We start from the raw sequence: 18,717 nt of genomic DNA, 5'->3' as shown, positions 1-18,717 counted from the left end.
GCCGGTGCTCACCTGTCGCTTCGTGTCGTGCCGCACCGCAGATGGCGACAGGCGAGCGGATGCCGAACCGGCTCACCTGTCGTTTGTCGCGGCCGGGCGCCGCAACGCGCGACAGGTGAACGGCCGGGTCACTCCGCGGCGTCGGCGATGAGCGGTGCCAGATCCTCGCGGCTGAGCCGCATCCAGGGGCCGTGGGGGTTCACGATGACGCCCTGCAGCTCCTCGTCCCCGGCGAGCGCCTTGGCCAGCTGGTCCGGGGTGATGCGCACCGACTGGTCGCCGCGTCCCAGCACGTGCAGCTCTAGCGGGTGCGAGAACACCTCGAGCATCCGCTCCCCCGCCTGCGTGCGCACCTCGGAGACACCGATCCGGCCGTCCTCGTTCTTTCGGGCCGCGATCCAGATGGGCGAGGTGCGGATCGCCTCGACGAGCGCCGCGACCGATTCCTCGGTGCGCTCGCCCACCAGCGCGGACTTCACGGTCTGGGTCTCGTCGACGTCCGGCAACAGGCGCTCGATCAGCGCGCGCGGCAGCACCGCGGCGGCGGGTCCCGACGCGTGGTCGAGCGCGAGTCCGCCGAAGTCGCCGTCGACGACGCGGCGCAGCACCTGCAGCACCGGGACCCCCACCGCGGAGGTGGAGGTGTCGCCGTCGGAGCGGACCGCCGCCTGCAGCGCCTCGCCGCTCGAGAAGGCGAGCACGTACTTCTGGTCGTTGATCGTGGCGACCGCCATGGGGATCGCCTGGCCGGCCGCGATGAGCTCGCGCGCGTCACCGCGCACCCGCACGTAGACCCGGCCCTGCAGCAGCTGACGGGCGACGTTCAGCAGCTCGGTGGGGGCGGGCTTCGGGGGCAGCGCCGCGAGGGCGTCGGCGAGCAGGTCGTTGTCGGGCAGGCCGGGCAACTGCGTCCGGGCGCGGCGCGGCGCGGTGGGCTGGGCTGCCGGCTGCTGCGGTGCCGGGGCGGGCTGGTCGTCGAGGCTCGCGGGTGTGCCGGGGCTGCCGTAGGTCGTGACCGAGATGGGCACGTCGGGCACACCCGCATCCGGGGTGGCGGCGTCGTCGACGTCCGGCTCCGCGGGGGCCGCGTCGACCTCGGGGTCGCGGACCTCGGCGGTGGGGTCGTCGGACTTCTTCGGACGGCGCGAGAACAAAGCCATCGGCCCAGCCTACGCGGCCGCCGCGTCGCGGACCCCTGCGCTCCACACCCGCGGGTGCCGTCAGAGCTTCTCGATGGGCGCGATCTTGACGAGCAGCTTCTTCGACCCCGCCGAGTCGAACCGCACGTGCGCGACACGCTTCGCACCCTCGCCGGTGATCGCGTCGACCCGGCCTTCGCCGAAGTCCTCGTGCCGGATGCGGTCGCCCGGGGCCAGCTCCATGGCGCTGTTGTCGCGCACCTTCGCCGGGATCCGGTTCGGGAACTTGTCGAGCGAAGTCGACTTGGGCTTCAGCGCCGGGATGTCGTCGCGCCGACCGCCCCACCCGCCGCCGGAGGAGCCGCCGCGCCGGGCGTTCAGGGCGCGCGACTGCATCCCGCCGCGGGAGTTCACGTCGCCGGGCGACTGCCGCCAGTCGATGAGCTCGGCCGGGATCTCCTGCAGGAACCGGCTGGGCATCGCGACGGTGACCTCGCCGAACTGGGCGCGGGTCATCGCGAGCGACAGGTACAGGCGCTTGCGGGCACGGGTGACGCCGACGTAGAACAGGCGCCGCTCCTCCGCGGGGCCGCCGGGCTCGCCGGCGGAGATGCGGTGCGGGATGAGGTCCTCCTCGACACCGGTGATGAACACGCTGTCGAACTCCAGGCCCTTCGCCGTGTGCATCGTCATGAGCGACACCGAGCCGGAGGCGTCGTCGAGGTCGTCGGCGTCGGCGACGAGCGCGACCTCGGTGAGGAAGTCGACGATCGTCCCCTCGGGATTGTTCCGGGCGAACTCGCGCGCGACCGCGACGAGCTCGTCGAGGTTCTCCAGGCGGGCCTCGTCCTGCGGGTCGCGGCTGGCACGCAGCGCGTCCGAGTACCCGCTCTTGGACAGCAGCAGCGACAGCCCCTCCGCGACCGCGGTGGGCGGGGGGACCTCGCCGGAGGACGGCAGCATGATCGCCGTCGCCTGATCGAGCACGGCGTCGAGCTGCCCGATCGCCGCCTGGATCTTCGGGCCCACGCCGAGTCCGGCGGGGTTGCGCAGCGCGTCGCGGAAGGTGATGCCGTTGTCCTCCGCGAACCGCGCGATCGCGGTCTCGGTGACGTCGCCGATGCCGCGGCGGGGCTTGTTCAGGATGCGGCGGACCGCCATCTCGTCGGCGGGGTTCGCGACCGCGACGAGGTAGGCCAACGCGTCCTTGATCTCGGCGCGCTCGTAGAACTTCGTGCCGCCCATGATCTTGTAGGGCAGCGCGGAGCGGATGAAGATCTCCTCCAGCGCACGGGACTGCGAGTTCGTGCGGTAGAACACGGCCACGTCGGAGTACGCCACGCCCTTCCGGTGGAGCGCCTCGATCTCGTCGGCGACGAACTGCGCCTCGTCGTGCTGCGAGTACCCGGTGAACCCGATGATCGGATCGCCGGCACCGATGTCGGTCCACAGCTTCTTGTCCTTGCGGTCGAAGTTGTTGCGGATGACGGCGTTCGCGGCCGAGAGGATGTTCTGGGTCGAGCGGTAGTTCTGCTCGAGGAGCACGACCTTCGCGCCGGGGAAGTCGCGTTCGAACTCGCTGATGTTGCGGATGTCCGCGCCGCGGAAGGCGTAGATCGACTGGTCGGAGTCGCCGACGACGGTGAGCGACGCGCCCTCGACCTCGGGGGCCTGGTCGGCCTCGAAGATCATCATGCCGCCGGCGGAGAACCCCTCGCCGGCGGCACCGGTGACCGGCCGGGTGAGCTCGTGGATGAGCGCGTACTGGGCGTGGTTCGTGTCCTGGTACTCGTCGACGAGGATGTGGCGGAACCGGCGGCGGTAGGTGTCGGCGACGTGGGGGAAGGCGCGGAACAGGTACACGGTCTGCGCGATGAGGTCGTCGAAGTCGAACGCGTTCGCACGCTGCAGGCTCCGCTGGTAGTCACCGAAGATCTCGACGAAGATGCGCTCGGCCGGGTCGCCGAGGTTCGCCTGCCGGGCGTAGGACTCGGCGTCGCTGAGCTCGTTCTTGAGCTTCGAGATCCGGCTCTGCACGGCGGCCGGCGTGAGTCCGTACGCATCCCCCTCATGTTCCTTCACGAGCCGCTTGATGAGCGCGCGGGAGTCGCCGGAGTCGTAGATCGTGAACGCCGAGGTGAACCCGAACTGCTGCGCCTCGCGGCGGAGGATGCGCACGCACGCGGAGTGGAACGTGGAGATCCACATGCCGCGGGCGCTGTCGCCCACGAGCTGCTGCACGCGTTCGCGCATCTCGCCGGCGGCCTTGTTCGTGAAGGTGATCGCGAGGATCTGGCTCGGCCACGCCTCCCGGCTGCGCAGCAGCGACGCGATGCGGTGCGTGAGCACGCGTGTCTTGCCGGAACCGGCGCCCGCGACGATGAGCAGCGCGGGTCCGCGGTAGGTCACCGCCTCGAGCTGCGGCGGGTTCAGCCCGGCGAGCAGGTCGTCGTCGGGGCGGGTGTCGCCGGGGAGGACGACGGGAACGGATGCCGCGTCTCGCGCGGCCGGCGAGGCCTCGGTCATGTCCGTCCCAGTCTAGGTCGGACCGCCGACACGGCGCCTGTGAGCCGCGGTACCGGGCCGCGGCACCGGCGCACTCAGGCGCGGAGGGAGCGACGGTACGCCACGGCGAGCGCGACGCCGACGAGTGCGAGCAGCGTCCCGACGACGACGGCGGCCCAGGCGAGCGCGGCGGGCGCAGGATCCCCGAGGACGCCGATGAGCCCGTGCGGCACGAGGCCCAGGCCGTCGTCCCACCGCTCGAGGACCGCTGCGGGCCCCGCCACGGCGATGACGAGCGCCGGGACGGCGATGCCGGCGCCGATCGCGCTCAGCATCCCGCCGAACGCGTACCGGGCCCCGCCCTGCGCGTGCAGCGCCCAGGCGGCGGCGACGAACACCCAGGCGAAGAGCATGAAGCCGACGCCCACCCAGACGATGCGCAGCGCCGCGACGTCCCAGAACTCGCGTGCGAACTCGTCGGAGCCGGCGACGGCCAGCGGCACCAGCGCGAACACGCAACGGATCACCACCACCCCGCCGACCGCCGCGATCACCGGCCACGGCGAGCGGGGGCCGACGACGAGGCGCAGCACCAGGGCGAACACGACCCACGCGCCGATGACGAGCGTGAGGTGCAGGGGTGTGGAGCCGGAGCTCTGCAGCATCCGCGTCGCGATGAGCAGGGCCACCGGCACGAGGAAGATGAGCCAGCGGTCGAGCGGCAGCAGCCCCAGGGTCGACTCGCGGGCGCGCCACGGCGTGGTGGCGGCGAGCCAGGTGGCGCGGGCCGCCGCGGCGCCGGGCTTGCCGACGAGGCTGGTGTGGGCTGAGACCGCGCCGATCGCGACCCACAGCACGGCGAGCACCAGCAGGATGCGGGAGAGCCACGCCGTGGGCAGGCGCGGCTCGAGGTCGGTGCGGTCGGGCTCGGTGAGCGAGGCCCCGAGGAGGCCGCCGATCACGAGGAGCGCGGCGACGATGACGAGTGCGGACACCACATGCCGGCGCGTCGTCGTCATCCCCTCAGCGTAACCCCGTCGGAGGGGTGTAACCCGCCGTCACACCGGGTCATCCTTCGTCCGATTCGCCCGGATGTCGGCGCACATCCGTAGCGTGGGGGTCATCGCGGCGATCCGGGTGGTCCGGGCACCGGTTCATACCCGGTCGTGCAGCGGGTTCGAATCCCGCCGTCGCGTCGAAGCGGCCGCATCCGCACCTTCGGAGGAACGCGCGACGTTCGGAGGATCCGCCGCAGATCCTCCGAACGTCGCGACGTGCTCCGAGGTCAGTGCGAGCGGCGCATGGCGCGGATGCCGGCCCACAGGCCGAGGGCCGCGAGCACGAGGCCCGACACCCACCCCCACAGCACCGGCGCCGCGGCGAGGTCGCCCGAGAACAGCGCCCGCTCGGCCTGCACGACCCAGTTGATCGGGTTCACCACGGCGACCGCCCGCATCCAGCCCGGTCCGTCGTCGAGCGGCAGCAGCATCCCGGAGAGGATCAGCAGCGGGAAGATCAGGGTCTGCTGCACGCCCCAGAACAGCCACTCGCGGTCCTTCGTCTTCAGCGCGAGCGTGTAGGACAGCGAGCCGAGACCGACCCCGAACACGGCCAGCAGGGCGAGCCCGACGACGAGCCCCGGCACGTCGACCGAGAACCCGAACGGCACCGCGATGAGCACGATCACGAGCGACTGCACGATGATCGGCGCGATCTCCTTCAGCGCGCGGCCCACGAGGAGCGATGAGCGCGCGAGCGGCGCCACGAGCGTTCGCTCGTGCGAGCCGGTCATCATCTCGTACTGCAGGTTCGAGCCGGTCGCCCCGGTGCCGAACAGCACGATCATCACCAGCACGCCCGGCACGAACCACTGCAGCGTCTCCCCCACCGGCCGGCCGGACGAGCCGACCAGGAGCGGGGCGAACAGGCCGAGGAACACGAGCGGCTGCAGCAGGCTGAAGATGAGCGTGAACGGGTCGCGCACGACCGGTCTCAGCTCGCGCGTGAGCACGTGCCAGGTGTCGCGCGCCGGGTTCGCCCGCACCGCCGTGTCCGGCCGGGGTGTCGTCTCGTGCATGGTCATCGTCCTGCTCCCGTCGTCTCGGCCGCGGCCTGCGCCGCGTCCGTCTGCGTTCCCGCTTCCTCCGCCTCGCCCTCGCCGGCCTCGCGGAGCGTCCGCCCCGTCAGCGCGAGGAAGACGTCGTCGAGGGTGGGCGGCACCCCGGTGGCACGACGCACCTCGACGCCCGCCGCGTCCAACGCCCGGACCGCGGCGGGCAGCAGCCTGTCGCCGTCCGGCACGGTGAGGACGAGGGATGCGGCGTCCGCCCGCCGCACCTCCCGGTCGGTCAGCGCATCCACCACCGGCAGTGCGGCGTCTGCGTCCGCAGGCGTCGCGAACCCGAGGGTGAGCAGGTCGCCGGCAAGCTCCGCCTTGAGCCGGGATGCGCTGTCGTCGGCGATGACCCGGCCCCGATCCATCACCATCACCCGCTCCGCGTACCGGTCGGCCTCCTCCAGGTAGTGCGTGGTGAGGAACACGGTCGTCCCGTGCTCGGCGCGCAGGTCGAGGATGTGCTGCCACAGGTTCGCCCGACTCTGCGGGTCGAGGCCGGTCGACGGCTCGTCGAGGAAGACGAGCGGCGGCGCGTGCATGAGGCCGAGCGCGATGTCGAGCCGCCGCTTCTGCCCGCCCGAGAGCTGCTGCACCGAGCGGGTCGCGAACCCGGCCAGGTCGAGCGACTCGATGAGCGCGTCGGCACGGTCGCGGGCCGCCGGCTTCGACATCCCGTAGAACGCGCCCTGGCTCAGCAGTTCGTCGCGGACGCGTTGCGAGAAGCTGCCGCTCGTGAGCTGGCCGACATAGCCGATGCGGGCGCGCACGTCCGCCGGCCGGGCGAGGATGTCGTGGCCGACCACACGGGCCGTGCCGGCGGTCGGCGGGATGAGGGTCGTCAGCATCCGCAGGCTCGTCGACTTGCCCGCGCCGTTCGGACCGAGGAACGCGACGAGTTCTCCTCGCGCGACCTGGAAGGAGAGGTCCGTGACGGCCGCCACGGTCTTCTTCTTGACGGTGAAGCGCTTGGTGAGCCCCTGCGCCTCGATGATCGGTTCGTTGGTCATGCCGCGAGGGTAAGAAGCAACCCGGACAGATCCTGTCCGCATCGTGCGGCAGACTTCGGACATGTCCGACACGACGACCAGGGCCCTCGCCCTGCTCAACCTGCTGCAGACGCACCGGCACTGGCCCGGCACCGAACTCGCCGACCGGCTCGGTGTGACCGAGCGGACGGTCCGGCGCGACATCGAACGCCTGCGCGAACTGGGCTACCGCATCGAGTCGAGTCCGGGTGCGACCGGCGGATACCGCCTCGAGGCGGGCAGCGCCGTGCCGCCGCTCCTGCTGAACGACGAGGAGGCGGTGGCGATGGCGATCGGCCTGCGCATCGCCGCATCCCAGCGCCTCGTCGGCGGCGCCGACACCGCGCTGACGGCGCTCGCCAAGCTCGAGCAGGTGCTGCCCGCCCCGCTCCGCCGACGGGTGATCGCCCTCGCCGACGCGGTGCGGCCGGTGGGGGTCGCATCCGGCGAGGTCGCGTCGACCGCGGTCCTCGGCGAGTTGGCGCTCGCGTGCCGCGACCACGAGCGGGTGCGGTTCACGTACACGTCGGCCGCCGGCGACACCACGCACCGGCGGGTCGAGCCGCACACCCTCGCCCCGGCCGACCGGCACTGGTACCTCCTGTGCTGGGACCTCGACCGCGACGACTGGCGCACCTTCCGCGTCGATCGGCTGACCGACGTGCAGCACACGCGGGTGCTGTTCCCGCCGCGGGAGCTCACCCCCGAGGAGGTCGACGAGTTCATCACGGTGGCCCGGTCCTGGGTGCGCCAGCCGGTGGAGACCGACGTCGTGATGGACCTGCCCATCGGGCGGATGCGGGAGTGGTTCGGGCAGTGGGGGCAGGGCGCGACGGCCGAGGACGACGGCCGCACCCGCTGGCCGGTGGGCGGCGCCGACTGGCGCGAGACGATGTACGGGCTGTCCTGGATCCCGGCCGGCGTCGAGTATCGCACCGATCTGCCGGAGCCGCACCGCGCCGAGCTCCGCGAGGCCCTCGGCCGGATGCTGCGCGCCCTGGACGCGCCGCATCCCCCGCCCCGGTCCGACTGAGGAGCCGCATCCCCCACCCCGGGCCGACTGAGGAGCCGCATCCCCCGCCCCGGGCCGACTGAGAACAGGTGATCTCGCGGAATCAGGACGTTTCGGCCGGGAATCCTCCTGATGCGGCCGAATCCCCTGATCCGGTGCAAGGCCGGGGCGCGTGGTGCGCGGCCGGGCGAGCGCCCTTGCCCGGGGACGGATGCGGGCGCACACTGTCCGGATGACCGACGCGCTCGAGCCCGGACCCTTCTTCCACGGCACGAAGGCCGACCTGCGGCCCGGCGACCTCCTGACGCCCGGGTTCCGGTCGAACTACCGGCCGGAGATCGTGATGAACCACGTCTACTTCACGGCGTTGATGCCGGGCGCGGGCCTGGCCGCCGAGCTCGCCGCGGGCGACGCCGAACCGCGCGTGTACCGGGTGGAGCCGACCGGTCCGTTCGAGGACGACCCGAACGTGACCGACAAGAAGTTCCCCGGGAACCCCACGCGGTCGTTCCGCTCCGCATCCCCGGTGCGCGTCGTGGCGGAGGTGGACGACTGGCCGCGGCTCGCGCCCGAAGAGCTGCAGGACTGGCGCGACCGGATCGCCGCGATCAACTCGGACGGCGGCGAGATCATCAACTGAGCCGGCGCGGACCACCGCGTCGCTCAGTACGCTGGACGGGGCGGATGCTGCAGGAGGGCTGAGATGGCAGGACGCACCCCCGACCTCCGGAAGCGGATCATCCGGGCGAGCTTCACCACCGAGGAGGCCGTGTACGGCGTCATCCTCGTGGCGGGCATGATCGTCGTCTCCGGCGCGCACGACTCGACGTCGTGGCAGGCGTTCCTGACGGTGACCCTCACGGTGATCGTGTTCTGGGCCGCGCACGTCTACGCGGGCACGGTCGCGCACCACGGCCTCGACGGCGGCCGCGTCGTGCCGCTCGGCGAGTCGTTCCGCGGGGCGGTGAAACGGTCGTGGGGGCTCCTCGGCTCGGCGATCATCCCGTGCCTCATCCTGCTGTTCGGCGCGCTCGACGCGATCCCCGACACCGTGGCCATCTGGGCCGCCCTCTGGACCGGCTGCGCCGTCCTCGGCGTGCTCGGGTTCATCGCGTTCACCCAGCGCGGCGCGCCCCTGCTCACCCGGTTCATCGGGGCGCTCGCGACCGCCGGCTTCGGCGTGGTGGTGACCCTGCTGAAGGCCTTCATCCACTGACGCAGCTTCGCGGCGCTCGCTCAGCGCGGGTCGAGCCGCAGCACGGGGATGAGGCGGTCGGTGCGCTCCTGGTACTCGGCGAACGTGGGGCTGGTCTCGGTGAACCGCGACCACGCCGCATCCCGCTCCTCGCCGGTGAGCCGGGTCGCGTGCACGGCGACCACCCCGTCGGGCGTCTCGATGTCGATGTCGGGGTGCGCGAGGAGGTTGCCGAACCAGGCCGGATGCTCGGGGGCACCGGCCTTGGACGCCGCGATGAGCCAGCCGTCGCCCTCGCGGATCGCCATCACGGGCGTGACGCGCTCGACGCCGGTGCGCGCGCCGAGGTGGTGCAGCAGGACGAGGCTGCTGCCGAACCCCTGCACGCGGCCGCCGTGTTCGCGGAACTCCGCGATGATCTTGTCGTTCCATCCGGCCATGGGTCAGCCCTCCGGGTAGGGGTGGTCGCGCAGCAGCGCGGCGAGTGCCGCGGCGTTGCGCGCGAGGGTCGCGGTGGCCGAGGCCACGGCCTCGGGAGTCTCATCGAGGTCCTGGTAGTCGACGCCCTGCATCGCCTCGCCGTTCCAGTACGTGCCGCCCTGCGCCGGCACGGTGTAGCCCACGTCGTTCAGCGCCTGGAAGAGGTCGGCGGTGATCTTGTGCGCACCGTCCTCGTTGCCGACGACGGCCGTGACCGCGACCTTGCCGAAGAGGATCGGCCTGCCCGCGTCGTCCGTCTCCGACAGTTCCGCATCCAGCCGCTCGAGCACCCGCTGCGCCACCGACGACATGTGCCCCATCCACGTCGGGGTGCCGAGCACGAGGATGTCGGCGGCGAGCACCTGCTCGCGGATGGCCGGCCAGGCGTCGCCGTCGCCCATGTCGGCGAGGACGCCCGGCCGCACGTCGTGGTCGACCACGCGCACCTGCGACCCGACCACGCCGTGCAGGGCGAGTTCACCGAGCACCTGCGACAGCAGCAGCTCGGTGCTCGACGCCTCGGGACCGGGTTTCAGCGTGCAGTTGAGGGCGAGCGCACGCAGGGGCGTCTGTTCGATGGAGTCCATGCCCGCCACGGTAGGCGTGCGCCTCCGGCGCGGCCGACGTCTTGACAGCGGATGCGGGGCCCGCAAGCCGTCGGCGGATCAGGCGACGCGGGTGCCCGGGGGCAGGGTGCGCGCCGGGGTCCGCGTGCGCGCCCACCCGCCCCACAGGAGCGCGCCGGCGACGACGAGCTGGACGGCGAGACCGGCGAACCAGCTCGGCGTGGTGCCGGCGACGAGTTCCTCCGTCGTGGGGTCGTCGCCCGGCACCCAGGCGCCGCCGTTCTCGCACCCGTCGCTCCAGGTCTCGCTCTCCGGCGGGAGCTGGACGAGGCGGACCCCGGCGGCGATCTGGCCGAAGAGGTCGGTCGGCGATCCCCACCGGTCGTAGGTCGTGGGCGTCGCGTCCGCGAGGACGACGAACGGATTCGCGGCCAGCAGCCACCACACCCGGTCGTACCGCGGCACCTCGTAGACGCTGGTCTCCCACTCGGAGCACTCCCACCACGGGTCGCCGCCGATCTCCATGCAGCCGGGGTCGTCGGTGCCGGGTCCGCAGTCGTAGGTCGCCGCCCCGGTGATCCACCGGTTGTGCGCGGTCACCTCGGTGCGGATCGCGGCGCCGGCCAGCCCGAAGACGATGAGCGTGCCGATGACGAACGCCGCGACGACGAGGTAGGTCGCCGCGACGGAGAAGAGCGGTCGGCCGATGAGTGCGGACAGGCCCACCCCGATCGCGGAGAACACCCCGATCTCGACGACGAGCACGAGCAGCGACACCGCGAGCACGCCCGGCGCCACCCCGCCCGCGACCGTGGCGACCACCATGAAGGGGACGGCCACCGCGACGAACGCGAGCCCGGTGAGCCACGCGGCGACGAGCTTGCCGACGACGATGTCCGTGGTGGTGGCGAGCGTCACCTGCACGGGGGCCAGCGTCGCGGCGTCGCGGTCGCCGTTCACCGCGTTGCCGGCGACCGTGGGCGAGACGAGCACCACCAGCAGCAGCACGATGTAGACGATGGTCGCGTAGATGGCGCCGCCGGTCTCCTCGGCGAACGCGAAGACGAGGAACGCGAGCGCGGTGACGCCGAGAAGGATGACCCCGAACACGCCGAGCAGCACCCACCACGCGACCGACCGCATCCGCTGTGCGAGCTCGAGCTCGACGATCGCCCACATCCGAGCCGCGTTCACGGGCGCTCCCCCAGGTCCAGGAACGCCTGCTCCAGGCGGCCCACCGCCGGCGCGAACTCCACCACCGCGACGCCCGCGCCGACGAGTCGTCGCAGCCCCGCTGCGGCGTCGTCGTCGGATGCGAAGGGCACCGTGACGGCGTCGCGGTCGCGCGGCACGTCGGTCACGGCGAGACCGAGCGCGGCCGCCACCGGTTCCGGCGCGGTCGTGCCGTCAGCGACCCGCACGCGCCAGCGGCGCATCCTCGGCGCGGCGTCCGGAGCGGCGACGGAGACCCCCGCCTGCATGAACGCGGCGTCGTCGACGAGCTCCTCGAGCTCGCTCAGCACGTGGCTGGAGATGAGGACGGTGCGCCCCGCCGCGGCGAAGGAACGCAGCAGGGTGCGCAGCTCGATCCGCGCCTGCGGGTCGAGGCCGGACGCCGGTTCGTCGAGCAGCAGCACCTGCGGGTCGTGCACGAGCGCACGGGCGAGTCCCAGTCGCTGCTTCTGTCCGCGCGAGAGCACCCGGGCGGGGGCGTCGGCGAGGTCGCGCAGCCCGACGCGATCGAGCAGCACGGCGGCCCGCGTGCGGGCGGCCTGCCGCGGCATGCCGTACAGGCGGCCGGTGAAGGTGAGCGTCTCGCGTGCCGTGAGGGCGTTCCAGGCGCCGAGCGCGTCCGGCATCCATCCCACGAGCGCGCGGGCGGCGGCCGGGTCCGCCACCGGGTCGACGCCGGCGATGCGGATGCTGCCGCCGTCGGGCCGCAGGAGCGACGCGAGCATGAGGAGGAGGGTCGTCTTGCCGGCACCGTTGGGTCCGACGAGTCCGGTGATCCGGCCGGGGAGCGCGCTGACCGTGGCGTCGCGGACGGCGTCGACCCGACCGAAGGAGCGGCGCACCCCCGTCGCCTCGATGCCCCCGCTCATTCCTTCACCCTAGGCGGACAGGTGCGCGTTCGGGAAGGATCAGTGTCCCCCGCCGGGCCGGCGCATGAGGCGGGTCTCCTCGGTGTCGAGCATCGCCTGCGCCTCCGCGAGGATGCGCGACGGATAGGCGCCCTCGGCCCGGAGCTCCAGCATCTTCTCGCGCTCGGCGGCGACGATCGCGAGGCGCAGTTCGCGGAACACCCGGTGCGGCGTGTCGTCCTCGTTCACGCGCCTGCCGGCCCGCTCCCACGCGGCCTCGGTCGCGAGGAACGAGGACTGCCGGGCCCGTTCGACCACCTGGGGGTCGAGGTCCTCCCCGCGCTCGGCGACCTGCTCGTCCAGCGCGTCCAGGCCCGCCGCGCTGAGCCGTTCGAGCAGCTGCGCGAGTTCGCGGCGGTCCTCGGCGGCGTCGACGCCCTGCAGCTTCAGCAGCTGGATGAGTTTGGGCAGCGTGCCGCCCTGCACGACGATGCTCACCACCGCGACCGTGAACGCGATGAGGATGAGCTGCGGGCGGTACGGGGTCTCCTCGGGGAGCGACTGCGCCGCGGCGAGCGTGACCACGCCGCGCATGCCGGACCAGCCGAGCACCATGCCGCCGCGCCAGTCGATGTGCTCCTGGCGCATGGTCTCCAGGTCGGCACGGCGGCGCGTGCAGTCGCGCTCGAGCCGGTTGCGGGCGACCGCCTCCCGCCGGGAGGTGCTCGGATGACTGCGGTAGTAGTACAGCGCGAGCAGGGAGCGGTACGTGCGCTTCTCGGCCCGCCTGGTGCGCAGCCCCAGCCAGTACACGAGCGGGCCGATCCACAGATACCGGATGACGATGAGCGCGACGGTCGCGATGAGACCGATCGCGATCGAGTCCCACACCCCGAGCACGGTCGGTTCGACGTCGTTGATGAGGTTCCGGATCTCCAGGCCGATGAGCAGGAACACGCCGTTCTCGAGCAGGAACTGCACGGTGCGCCAGTTGATCCGGTCGCTGATGCGCGACTGCGGCGTGAACTTCGAGGGCGCCGCGTGGCCGGTGTAGAGCCCCGCGACGACGACGGCGAGCACCCCCGAGGCGTGCAGCTGCTCGGCGGGCATGAACGCGACGAACGGCACGGCCAGGGAGATCGCGGTGTCGAGCACCGGGTCGTCGAGCTTCGAGCGCACCCACACCGTGACGACGCCGGCGATGAGGCCGATGACGACCGCGACCACCACGGCGTAGACGAAGTCCGCGACGCCGGCCCACGGGGTGGCGAGGCCGCCCGCGGCCGCGGCGACCGCGGAGCGCAGCAGGACGAGGGCGGTCGCGTCGTTGACGAGCCCCTCCCCCTCGAGCAGGGTGAGCAGGCGCGGCGGGAGCCCCAGTCGCCGACCGACCGAGGTCGCGGCGACCGCGTCGGGCGGGCTGATGATCGCGCCGAGCGCCACGGCGGCGGCGAAGTTCAGCTCGGGCAGGAGCGTGTAGAGCAGGGCACCGGTCGCGAACGCGGTGACGATGACGAGCACGACCGACAGACTCGTGATGGGCGCGAGGTTGCGGCGGAAGTCCACGATCGGCACGCTGATGGCGGCCGCGTAGAGGATCGGCGGGAGCAGGCCGTCGAGGATGATCTCGTGCGGCACCTCGATCTCGGGCACGCCCGGCAGGTAGGACATGCCGACGCCGACCACCACGAGGATGATCGGGGCGGCGATGCCGAGCTTCTTCGCGAACGCGGCGACGCCGACGATCACGGCGACGGCCACGACCGCGTACAGGCCGAGCTGCATCGGGTCCACGGATTCCATCGCTGTCGACGGTACCCGGCGCGACGGCCGCGCAGCGGCGGCTCAGCCGAAGACGGACATGCCGAGGTCGGCATGGTCGACGAACACGCCGTCGATCCCGCTGTCGCGCAGCATCCCCCACTCGGCCTCGAAGTCGCCGAACCGCGCCGGGTCCGTCCCGTCCCGGAACTCCCGCACGAGGAACCTGTTCTCGGGGCGCGCCGTCCAGGTGAACACCTGCAGGCCGCGCTCGTGGGCGTCGTCGACGACGGATGCGGGGCCCGTCACCCGCCCGAGGCGGGACGGCGCCAGGATGATGCGCTTGTCCAGGCTGATGCCGTCGACCTCGCCGATCAGTCGGTCCAGACCCGCGGGCGACCACTCGTCCCGGTACGTCGGCGCGGCGGAACCCTGCGACAGGACGAGGTCGACCGGCGACCCCTCCGCCTCCATGAGGTAGACGTACGACGCCGGCAGTCCCCGCGCACGCAGCCGGGCCAGCACGGTCGGCTCGAACGACTCCACGATGAGCCGGTCCTGGTCGCCCCACCAGCCGGCTGCGTGCAGGTCGCGCTCGATCATCGGCAGCAGGTCGAGTCCGATCGCGGCGAAGTAGGCCGCGTGCTTGACCTCGAGCACCATCCGGACCGGACGGTCCGCCGCATCCAGGATCGCCAGCAGATCGAGCAGGCGCAGGATCGGCTCCCGCCCGTCGAAGGTCGCGGAGTCCGGCCGGAGCTCCGGGATGCGCTCGCGGCAGCGCAGCGTGGACAGTTCGGCCCAGGTGAAGTCCTCGGTGAACCAGCCCGTCGTCTCGAACCCCGCGAACGACTTCGTGCGGCGGCGGTCGGCGAACTCGGGCAGGTCCGCGACGTCGGTGGTCGTCGAGATCTCGTTCTCGTGCCGGAGGACCAGCACGCCGTCCTTCGTCGCGACGACATCAGGCTCCACCGCATCCACACCCATCTCCAGCGCGAGCAGGTAGGAGGAACGGGTGTGTTCCGGGCGGTAGCCCGGGGCACCGCGGTGACCGATGACGAGGGGGCGCATCGGGTGCCGATGCTACCGCCTCCCCGCGGCGGGCCGCCGCCGACCCGACGACGCTCAAAGCCCACTCACAGCGGCGACCGGCGATCCCAGGCCACCACTGGGATAGCCTGGGAGTGCAGCACCGTGCTGCCACCCGAGACCTGGAGCTGAGCGATGGCCTCTACCAACCCTGCATTCAACAACCCCGCGTTCCAAGAGCAGCGTCCCGGCGCACGCGTCGGGCTCACCCCGCCCCCGGCACCGCAGCCGGTCGACCCGGCCACGCAGGCCGCGCTCGAGGGCGCCTACGCCGCCCCTGCGGCCGGTTCGGCCGAGACCGGCCGAATGACGGTGGAGGACACCGTCCACAAGACCATCGGACTGTTCGCGATCCTGCTCGTCGGCGCGGTCGCCGGCTGGCTGTGGACCATGGCCGGCGTGAGCGCCGCGAACCCGAGCCCGTCCATCGTCCCGTGGATGGTCGGCGCGCTCGGCGGCTTCGTGCTGTCGATGGTCGTGATCTTCGGCTCGCGCAAGAAGGTGCGCCCGGCGGTCATCTTCGCGTACGCCGCGTTCGAGGGCCTCTTCGTCGGCGGCATCTCCGCGTTCTTCGAGTTCCTGTGGCCCGGCATCGTCATCCAGGCGACCCTCGCCACCCTCGCGGTCGTCGGCGTGACGCTGGCCCTCTTCGCGAGCGGCAAGGTCCGCGCGTCGAAGAAGGCCACGAAGATCTTCATGATCGCGATGGTCGGCTACCTCGTGTTCGGGCTCATCAACGTCGGCCTCATGCTCTTCAACGTGCCGATCGCCGGCGGCGCGTTCGGCCTGTACTCGATGCAGGTCGCGGGCATCCCGCTGGGCCTCATCATCGGCGTGCTCGTGGTCATCATGGCCGCGTACTCGCTGGTGCTCGACTTCGACTCGATCCAGCAGGGCGTCCGCAACGGTCTGCCCCGCCAGTGGGGCTGGATGGGCGCCTTCGGCATCATGGTCACGGTCGTGTGGCTGTACCTGGAGATCCTGCGCATCCTCGCGATCCTGCGTGGCAACGACTGACGCACCGCATCCCTCGGAGGGCCGTCCCGTTCGGGGCGGCCCTCCGACGTTCCCGGCGCAAGCCCTGGCGGACCGGGTGCGGTGGCCATAGCGTCACGGCATGAGCGCGTCGAAGTCCGAGATCCACCTCGAGGTCGCCGGCCACGAGGTGCGGATCTCCAGCCCGGACAAGGTCGTCTTCCCCGAGCCCGGGGTCACGAAGCGCGAGCTCGTCGAGTACTACCTGCGGGTGGCGGACGGCGCGCTGCGGGGTGCCGGCGGCCGCCCCATGGTCCTCAAGCGCTATCCGCGCGGCATCGACGTGGAGCCGTTCTTCCAGAAGCGCGTGCCGGAGTCGCATCCCGACTACGTCGGCACCGCGACGCTGCACTACGCATCCGGGAACAGCGCCGAGGAGGCCGTGATTCGGGATGCCGCGGGACTCGCCTGGGTGGTCAACCTCGGCTGCCTCGACCTGAACCCGCATCCGGTGCGCGCCGATGACCTCGACCACCCGGACGAACTGCGGATCGACCTCGACCCGATGCCCGGCGTCGACTGGTCGCAGATCGTCGACACCGCGATGGTCGCACGCGACGTCCTCACCGACCACGGACTCGTCGGATGGCCGAAGACGAGCGGCTCCCGCGGCCTGCACATCCTCGTCCGGCTCGAGCCGCAGTGGGACTTCCACGACGTGCGGCTCGCCGCCGAGACCCTGGCCCGCGAGGTCGAGCGGCGGGCACCGGGCCTCGCGACCGCGCGATGGTGGAAGGAGGAGCGCGGCGAGAGCGTCTTCATCGACTTCAACCAGAACGCGAAGGACCGCACGGTCGCATCTGCCTACTCCGTCCGCGCCCGCCCCGACGCGCGCGTGTCGACGCCGCTGGGCTGGGACGAGGTGCGGGTCCGCCGGCCGGAGGAGTTCACCGTGCGCACGGTGCCCGAACGGTTCGCCGAGCGCGGCGACCCGCACGCCGGCATCGACGACGCACCCGGGACGCTCGACGCCCTCCTCGCCCTCGCGGCCGAGCTCGGTCCAGCGGAGAAGCCGCCCCGCCGCGGCGACGGGAGCGGACGGCGGGTCTCGGCCATGCCACTCGTCGAGGTGGCGCGGACGAAGACGAAGCCGGAGGCGGAGGCGGCGCTCGAGCGGTGGCGCGAGGCGCATCCGGATGCGGCGGCGCAGCTGCATCCGGCCGACGTGCTCATCGACGGCATGCGCGGGTCGAGCTCGCTCTGGTACCGGGTGCGCATCAACCTGCAGCACGTGCCGGAGTCCGAGCGGCCGCCGCAGGAGGCTCTCCTGCAGGACTACGACCCGTGGGCGGGCCGGGGCTGATCAGCCGAGCGCGGCGGCGACGGCGTCGCCCAGCGCCCGCATCGAGGTGGCGACGTCCTTCCGCGCCGCGGCCGACAGTGCCGCTCCCGACAGGTCGGAGCGCAGGCGGCGGTCCCCCAGCACGCGGGCGAGGGCCGCGGCCAGCGCGTCGACGTCGCCGGAGGGTACCAGCATCCCGCCGCCGTCGGCGAGCGTGTCGCGAGGACCGTAGGGCATGTCGTACGACACCACCGGGACGCCGTGGGCGAGCGCCTCGAGCACGACGAGGGGCTGCCCCTCCGACTCGCTCGCGAGCAGCAGCACGTCGGCCGCCCGCCAGCCCTCCTCCGGATCGTCGACGTGGCCGCGGAGCTCGAGCGGCACGTCCATCCGGGAAGCCAGGGCCGCGAGGGCGTCGCGCTCGGGGCCGTCGCCGAACACGACGAGTCGGGCGCCCGGTACCTGCGCGACCGCGCGGACCGCGTGGTCGACGCGCTTGCGCGGGATGAGCGAGTTCAGCATCACGACCCGTCCCGGCTCCGGCACCGACGGTGCCGCGACGGGTGCGGGGTGCGGCACGACCCAGGAGCGGATGCGGTCGTACCCCCGCCGCGCCACGTCGTCGCGCTGGCTGGGCGTGAGCCAGAGCACGCCCTCGAAGCGGTCGGCGACGGCGAGCCACCGCTCCCAGGCGGGGTCGAGCGGTGCGTCCCACGTGTAGGGGGCGCGGACGTGGCAGGCGTGGGTCGTGTGCAGGATCGGCACGTCGGGCCGGGCACGCCCGGGGCCGTCGTCGACGAGCACCTCTCCCAGCTGCCGCGACTCGCACACCAGCACGACCGGTCGCGGCGAGGCCGCGTGGTGCACGGCCACGACGTGGTCGATCCAGGCCCGATACAGTTCGCGGTACCCGTGCAGGACGCCCGCGACCGAGCCGTCGACCGCGTACACCCGGACGGGGGCGTCGGTGAGGTGCCACGCGGCGCCGCCGACACCCCACGGAACCTCCAGCACCGGCCTCCCGGCCGCATCCGTGATCAGCCTCGTCGGTGTTCGCAATTCAGGCTGTTCGCGCATGGGACCGGTGCCATCCGGGTTTCCGGCACCGTTCTGCCTGAGTTGTGAACCGGCGGCGAGCAGCCAGGAGCGGTCGGCGCGCGCGTCGTCGAAGAGGTTCCGCATCCGGTCGGGCGAGCCCAGCACGCCCCGGCGCACCCACTCCGCGCGGTGCGCGTCGTGGACGCCCGGGTCGGCGAGGTCCACCGTGAGCAGCAGCGGCCACTCCCCCGTCGCGTCCGCGATGTCGCGGGCACGACGCATCACCGACACGGCGAACCCGCCGTCGAGACCGGGGACGAGCCGGCTCGCAAGCAGCAGGTACGAGGCGTCGGGCAGGAGCCCCTCGGCGGCCGTGGTCACGGCCGGCCTCCG

The 18,717-nt window shown here is 72.5% G+C and carries 17 protein-coding genes and 1 tRNA gene; 6 read left to right on the top strand and 12 right to left on the bottom strand.

Annotated features, from left to right (window positions below):
* Positions 1-128: 128 nt before the first annotated feature.
* The 3 genes from ACWAUO_RS08210 to ACWAUO_RS08200 form a co-directional block, all read right to left on the bottom strand.
* Positions 129-1,160, bottom strand: a complete 1,032-nt coding sequence (locus ACWAUO_RS08210; protein ID WP_460774579.1) for an SseB family protein — start codon at positions 1,158-1,160, stop codon at positions 129-131.
* 60 nt (positions 1,161-1,220) lie between these two features.
* Positions 1,221-3,665 carry an ATP-dependent helicase gene (locus tag ACWAUO_RS08205; RefSeq protein ID WP_460774578.1) on the bottom strand — a complete coding sequence of 815 codons (2,445 nt, stop codon included), beginning with the start codon at positions 3,663-3,665 and terminating at the stop codon, positions 1,221-1,223.
* Positions 3,666-3,739: 74 nt separating this feature from the next.
* On the bottom strand, positions 3,740-4,663 hold the full coding sequence (locus tag ACWAUO_RS08200; RefSeq protein ID WP_460774576.1) for a hypothetical protein: 924 nt from the start codon (positions 4,661-4,663) through the stop codon (positions 3,740-3,742).
* Positions 4,664-4,768: 105 nt separating this feature from the next.
* Here ACWAUO_RS08200 and ACWAUO_RS08195 point away from each other — a divergent pair.
* Positions 4,769-4,840: transfer RNA gene (locus ACWAUO_RS08195), tRNA-Met, on the top strand.
* Between the two features lie 89 nt (positions 4,841-4,929).
* Here the strand turns inward: ACWAUO_RS08195 and ACWAUO_RS08190 are convergent.
* Positions 4,930-5,721, bottom strand: a complete 792-nt coding sequence (locus ACWAUO_RS08190; protein WP_460775246.1) for an ABC transporter permease — start codon at positions 5,719-5,721, stop codon at positions 4,930-4,932.
* A gap of 2 nt (positions 5,722-5,723) precedes the next feature.
* Positions 5,724-6,767 carry an ATP-binding cassette domain-containing protein gene (locus ACWAUO_RS08185; RefSeq protein ID WP_460774574.1) on the bottom strand — a complete coding sequence of 348 codons (1,044 nt, stop codon included), beginning with the start codon at positions 6,765-6,767 and terminating at the stop codon, positions 5,724-5,726.
* 61 nt (positions 6,768-6,828) lie between these two features.
* Between ACWAUO_RS08185 and ACWAUO_RS08180 the strand changes: the two genes are divergently transcribed.
* From ACWAUO_RS08180 to ACWAUO_RS08170, 3 genes are all read left to right on the top strand, one after another.
* Positions 6,829-7,818, top strand: coding sequence for a helix-turn-helix transcriptional regulator (locus tag ACWAUO_RS08180; RefSeq protein ID WP_460774573.1), 990 nt, complete (start codon positions 6,829-6,831; stop codon positions 7,816-7,818).
* Positions 7,819-8,029: 211 nt separating this feature from the next.
* Positions 8,030-8,437, top strand: coding sequence for an NAD(+)--rifampin ADP-ribosyltransferase (gene arr / locus ACWAUO_RS08175; RefSeq protein WP_460774571.1), 408 nt, complete (start codon positions 8,030-8,032; stop codon positions 8,435-8,437).
* A gap of 63 nt (positions 8,438-8,500) precedes the next feature.
* The gene (locus ACWAUO_RS08170) at positions 8,501-9,013 is read left to right on the top strand and encodes a hypothetical protein (RefSeq protein ID WP_460774570.1); all 513 of its coding nucleotides are present in this window, start codon (positions 8,501-8,503) and stop codon (positions 9,011-9,013) included.
* 20 nt (positions 9,014-9,033) lie between these two features.
* Here the strand turns inward: ACWAUO_RS08170 and ACWAUO_RS08165 are convergent, their stop codons facing one another.
* From ACWAUO_RS08165 to ACWAUO_RS08140, 6 genes are all read right to left on the bottom strand, one after another.
* Positions 9,034-9,432: a nitroreductase/quinone reductase family protein gene (locus ACWAUO_RS08165; protein WP_460774569.1), complete on the bottom strand. Its 399-nt coding sequence runs from the start codon at positions 9,430-9,432 to the stop codon at positions 9,034-9,036.
* Positions 9,433-9,435: 3 nt separating this feature from the next.
* The gene (locus tag ACWAUO_RS08160; protein ID WP_460774567.1) at positions 9,436-10,059 is read right to left on the bottom strand and encodes a flavodoxin family protein; all 624 of its coding nucleotides are present in this window, start codon (positions 10,057-10,059) and stop codon (positions 9,436-9,438) included.
* 78 nt (positions 10,060-10,137) lie between these two features.
* A complete protein-coding gene (locus ACWAUO_RS08155) occupies positions 10,138-11,232 on the bottom strand; it encodes an ABC transporter permease (protein WP_460774566.1) in 1,095 nt (364 codons plus the stop codon).
* Positions 11,229-12,140, bottom strand: a complete 912-nt coding sequence (locus ACWAUO_RS08150) for an ABC transporter ATP-binding protein (protein WP_460774565.1) — start codon at positions 12,138-12,140, stop codon at positions 11,229-11,231. The genes ACWAUO_RS08155 and ACWAUO_RS08150 overlap by 4 nt, the downstream gene beginning before the upstream one ends.
* A 39-nt stretch (positions 12,141-12,179) precedes the next feature.
* Complete coding sequence (locus tag ACWAUO_RS08145; protein ID WP_460775245.1) at positions 12,180-13,904, bottom strand: cation:proton antiporter; 1,725 nt, start codon at positions 13,902-13,904, stop codon at positions 12,180-12,182.
* Between the two features lie 60 nt (positions 13,905-13,964).
* Positions 13,965-14,951, bottom strand: a complete 987-nt coding sequence (locus ACWAUO_RS08140) for a glycerophosphodiester phosphodiesterase family protein (protein WP_460774563.1) — start codon at positions 14,949-14,951, stop codon at positions 13,965-13,967.
* Between the two features lie 153 nt (positions 14,952-15,104).
* Between ACWAUO_RS08140 and ACWAUO_RS08135 the strand changes: the two genes are divergently transcribed.
* Together ACWAUO_RS08135 and ligD are read left to right on the top strand one after the other, a co-directional pair.
* Positions 15,105-15,986, top strand: a complete 882-nt coding sequence (locus ACWAUO_RS08135) for a Bax inhibitor-1/YccA family protein (protein WP_460774562.1) — start codon at positions 15,105-15,107, stop codon at positions 15,984-15,986.
* A gap of 100 nt (positions 15,987-16,086) precedes the next feature.
* On the top strand, positions 16,087-17,307 hold the full coding sequence (ligD, locus tag ACWAUO_RS08130; RefSeq protein WP_460774560.1) for a non-homologous end-joining DNA ligase: 1,221 nt from the start codon (positions 16,087-16,089) through the stop codon (positions 17,305-17,307).
* Here ligD and ACWAUO_RS08125 read toward each other — a convergent pair whose 3' ends face one another.
* The gene (locus tag ACWAUO_RS08125; RefSeq protein ID WP_460774559.1) at positions 17,308-18,705 is read right to left on the bottom strand and encodes a glycosyltransferase; all 1,398 of its coding nucleotides are present in this window, start codon (positions 18,703-18,705) and stop codon (positions 17,308-17,310) included.
* Between the last annotated feature and the right edge of the window lie 12 nt (positions 18,706-18,717).

It is taken from the genome of Microbacterium sp. GXF7504 (assembly GCF_054798235.1).
Note: the sequence above shows the minus strand (reverse complement) of the source record. Positions and strands in the feature narration are given on the sequence as shown.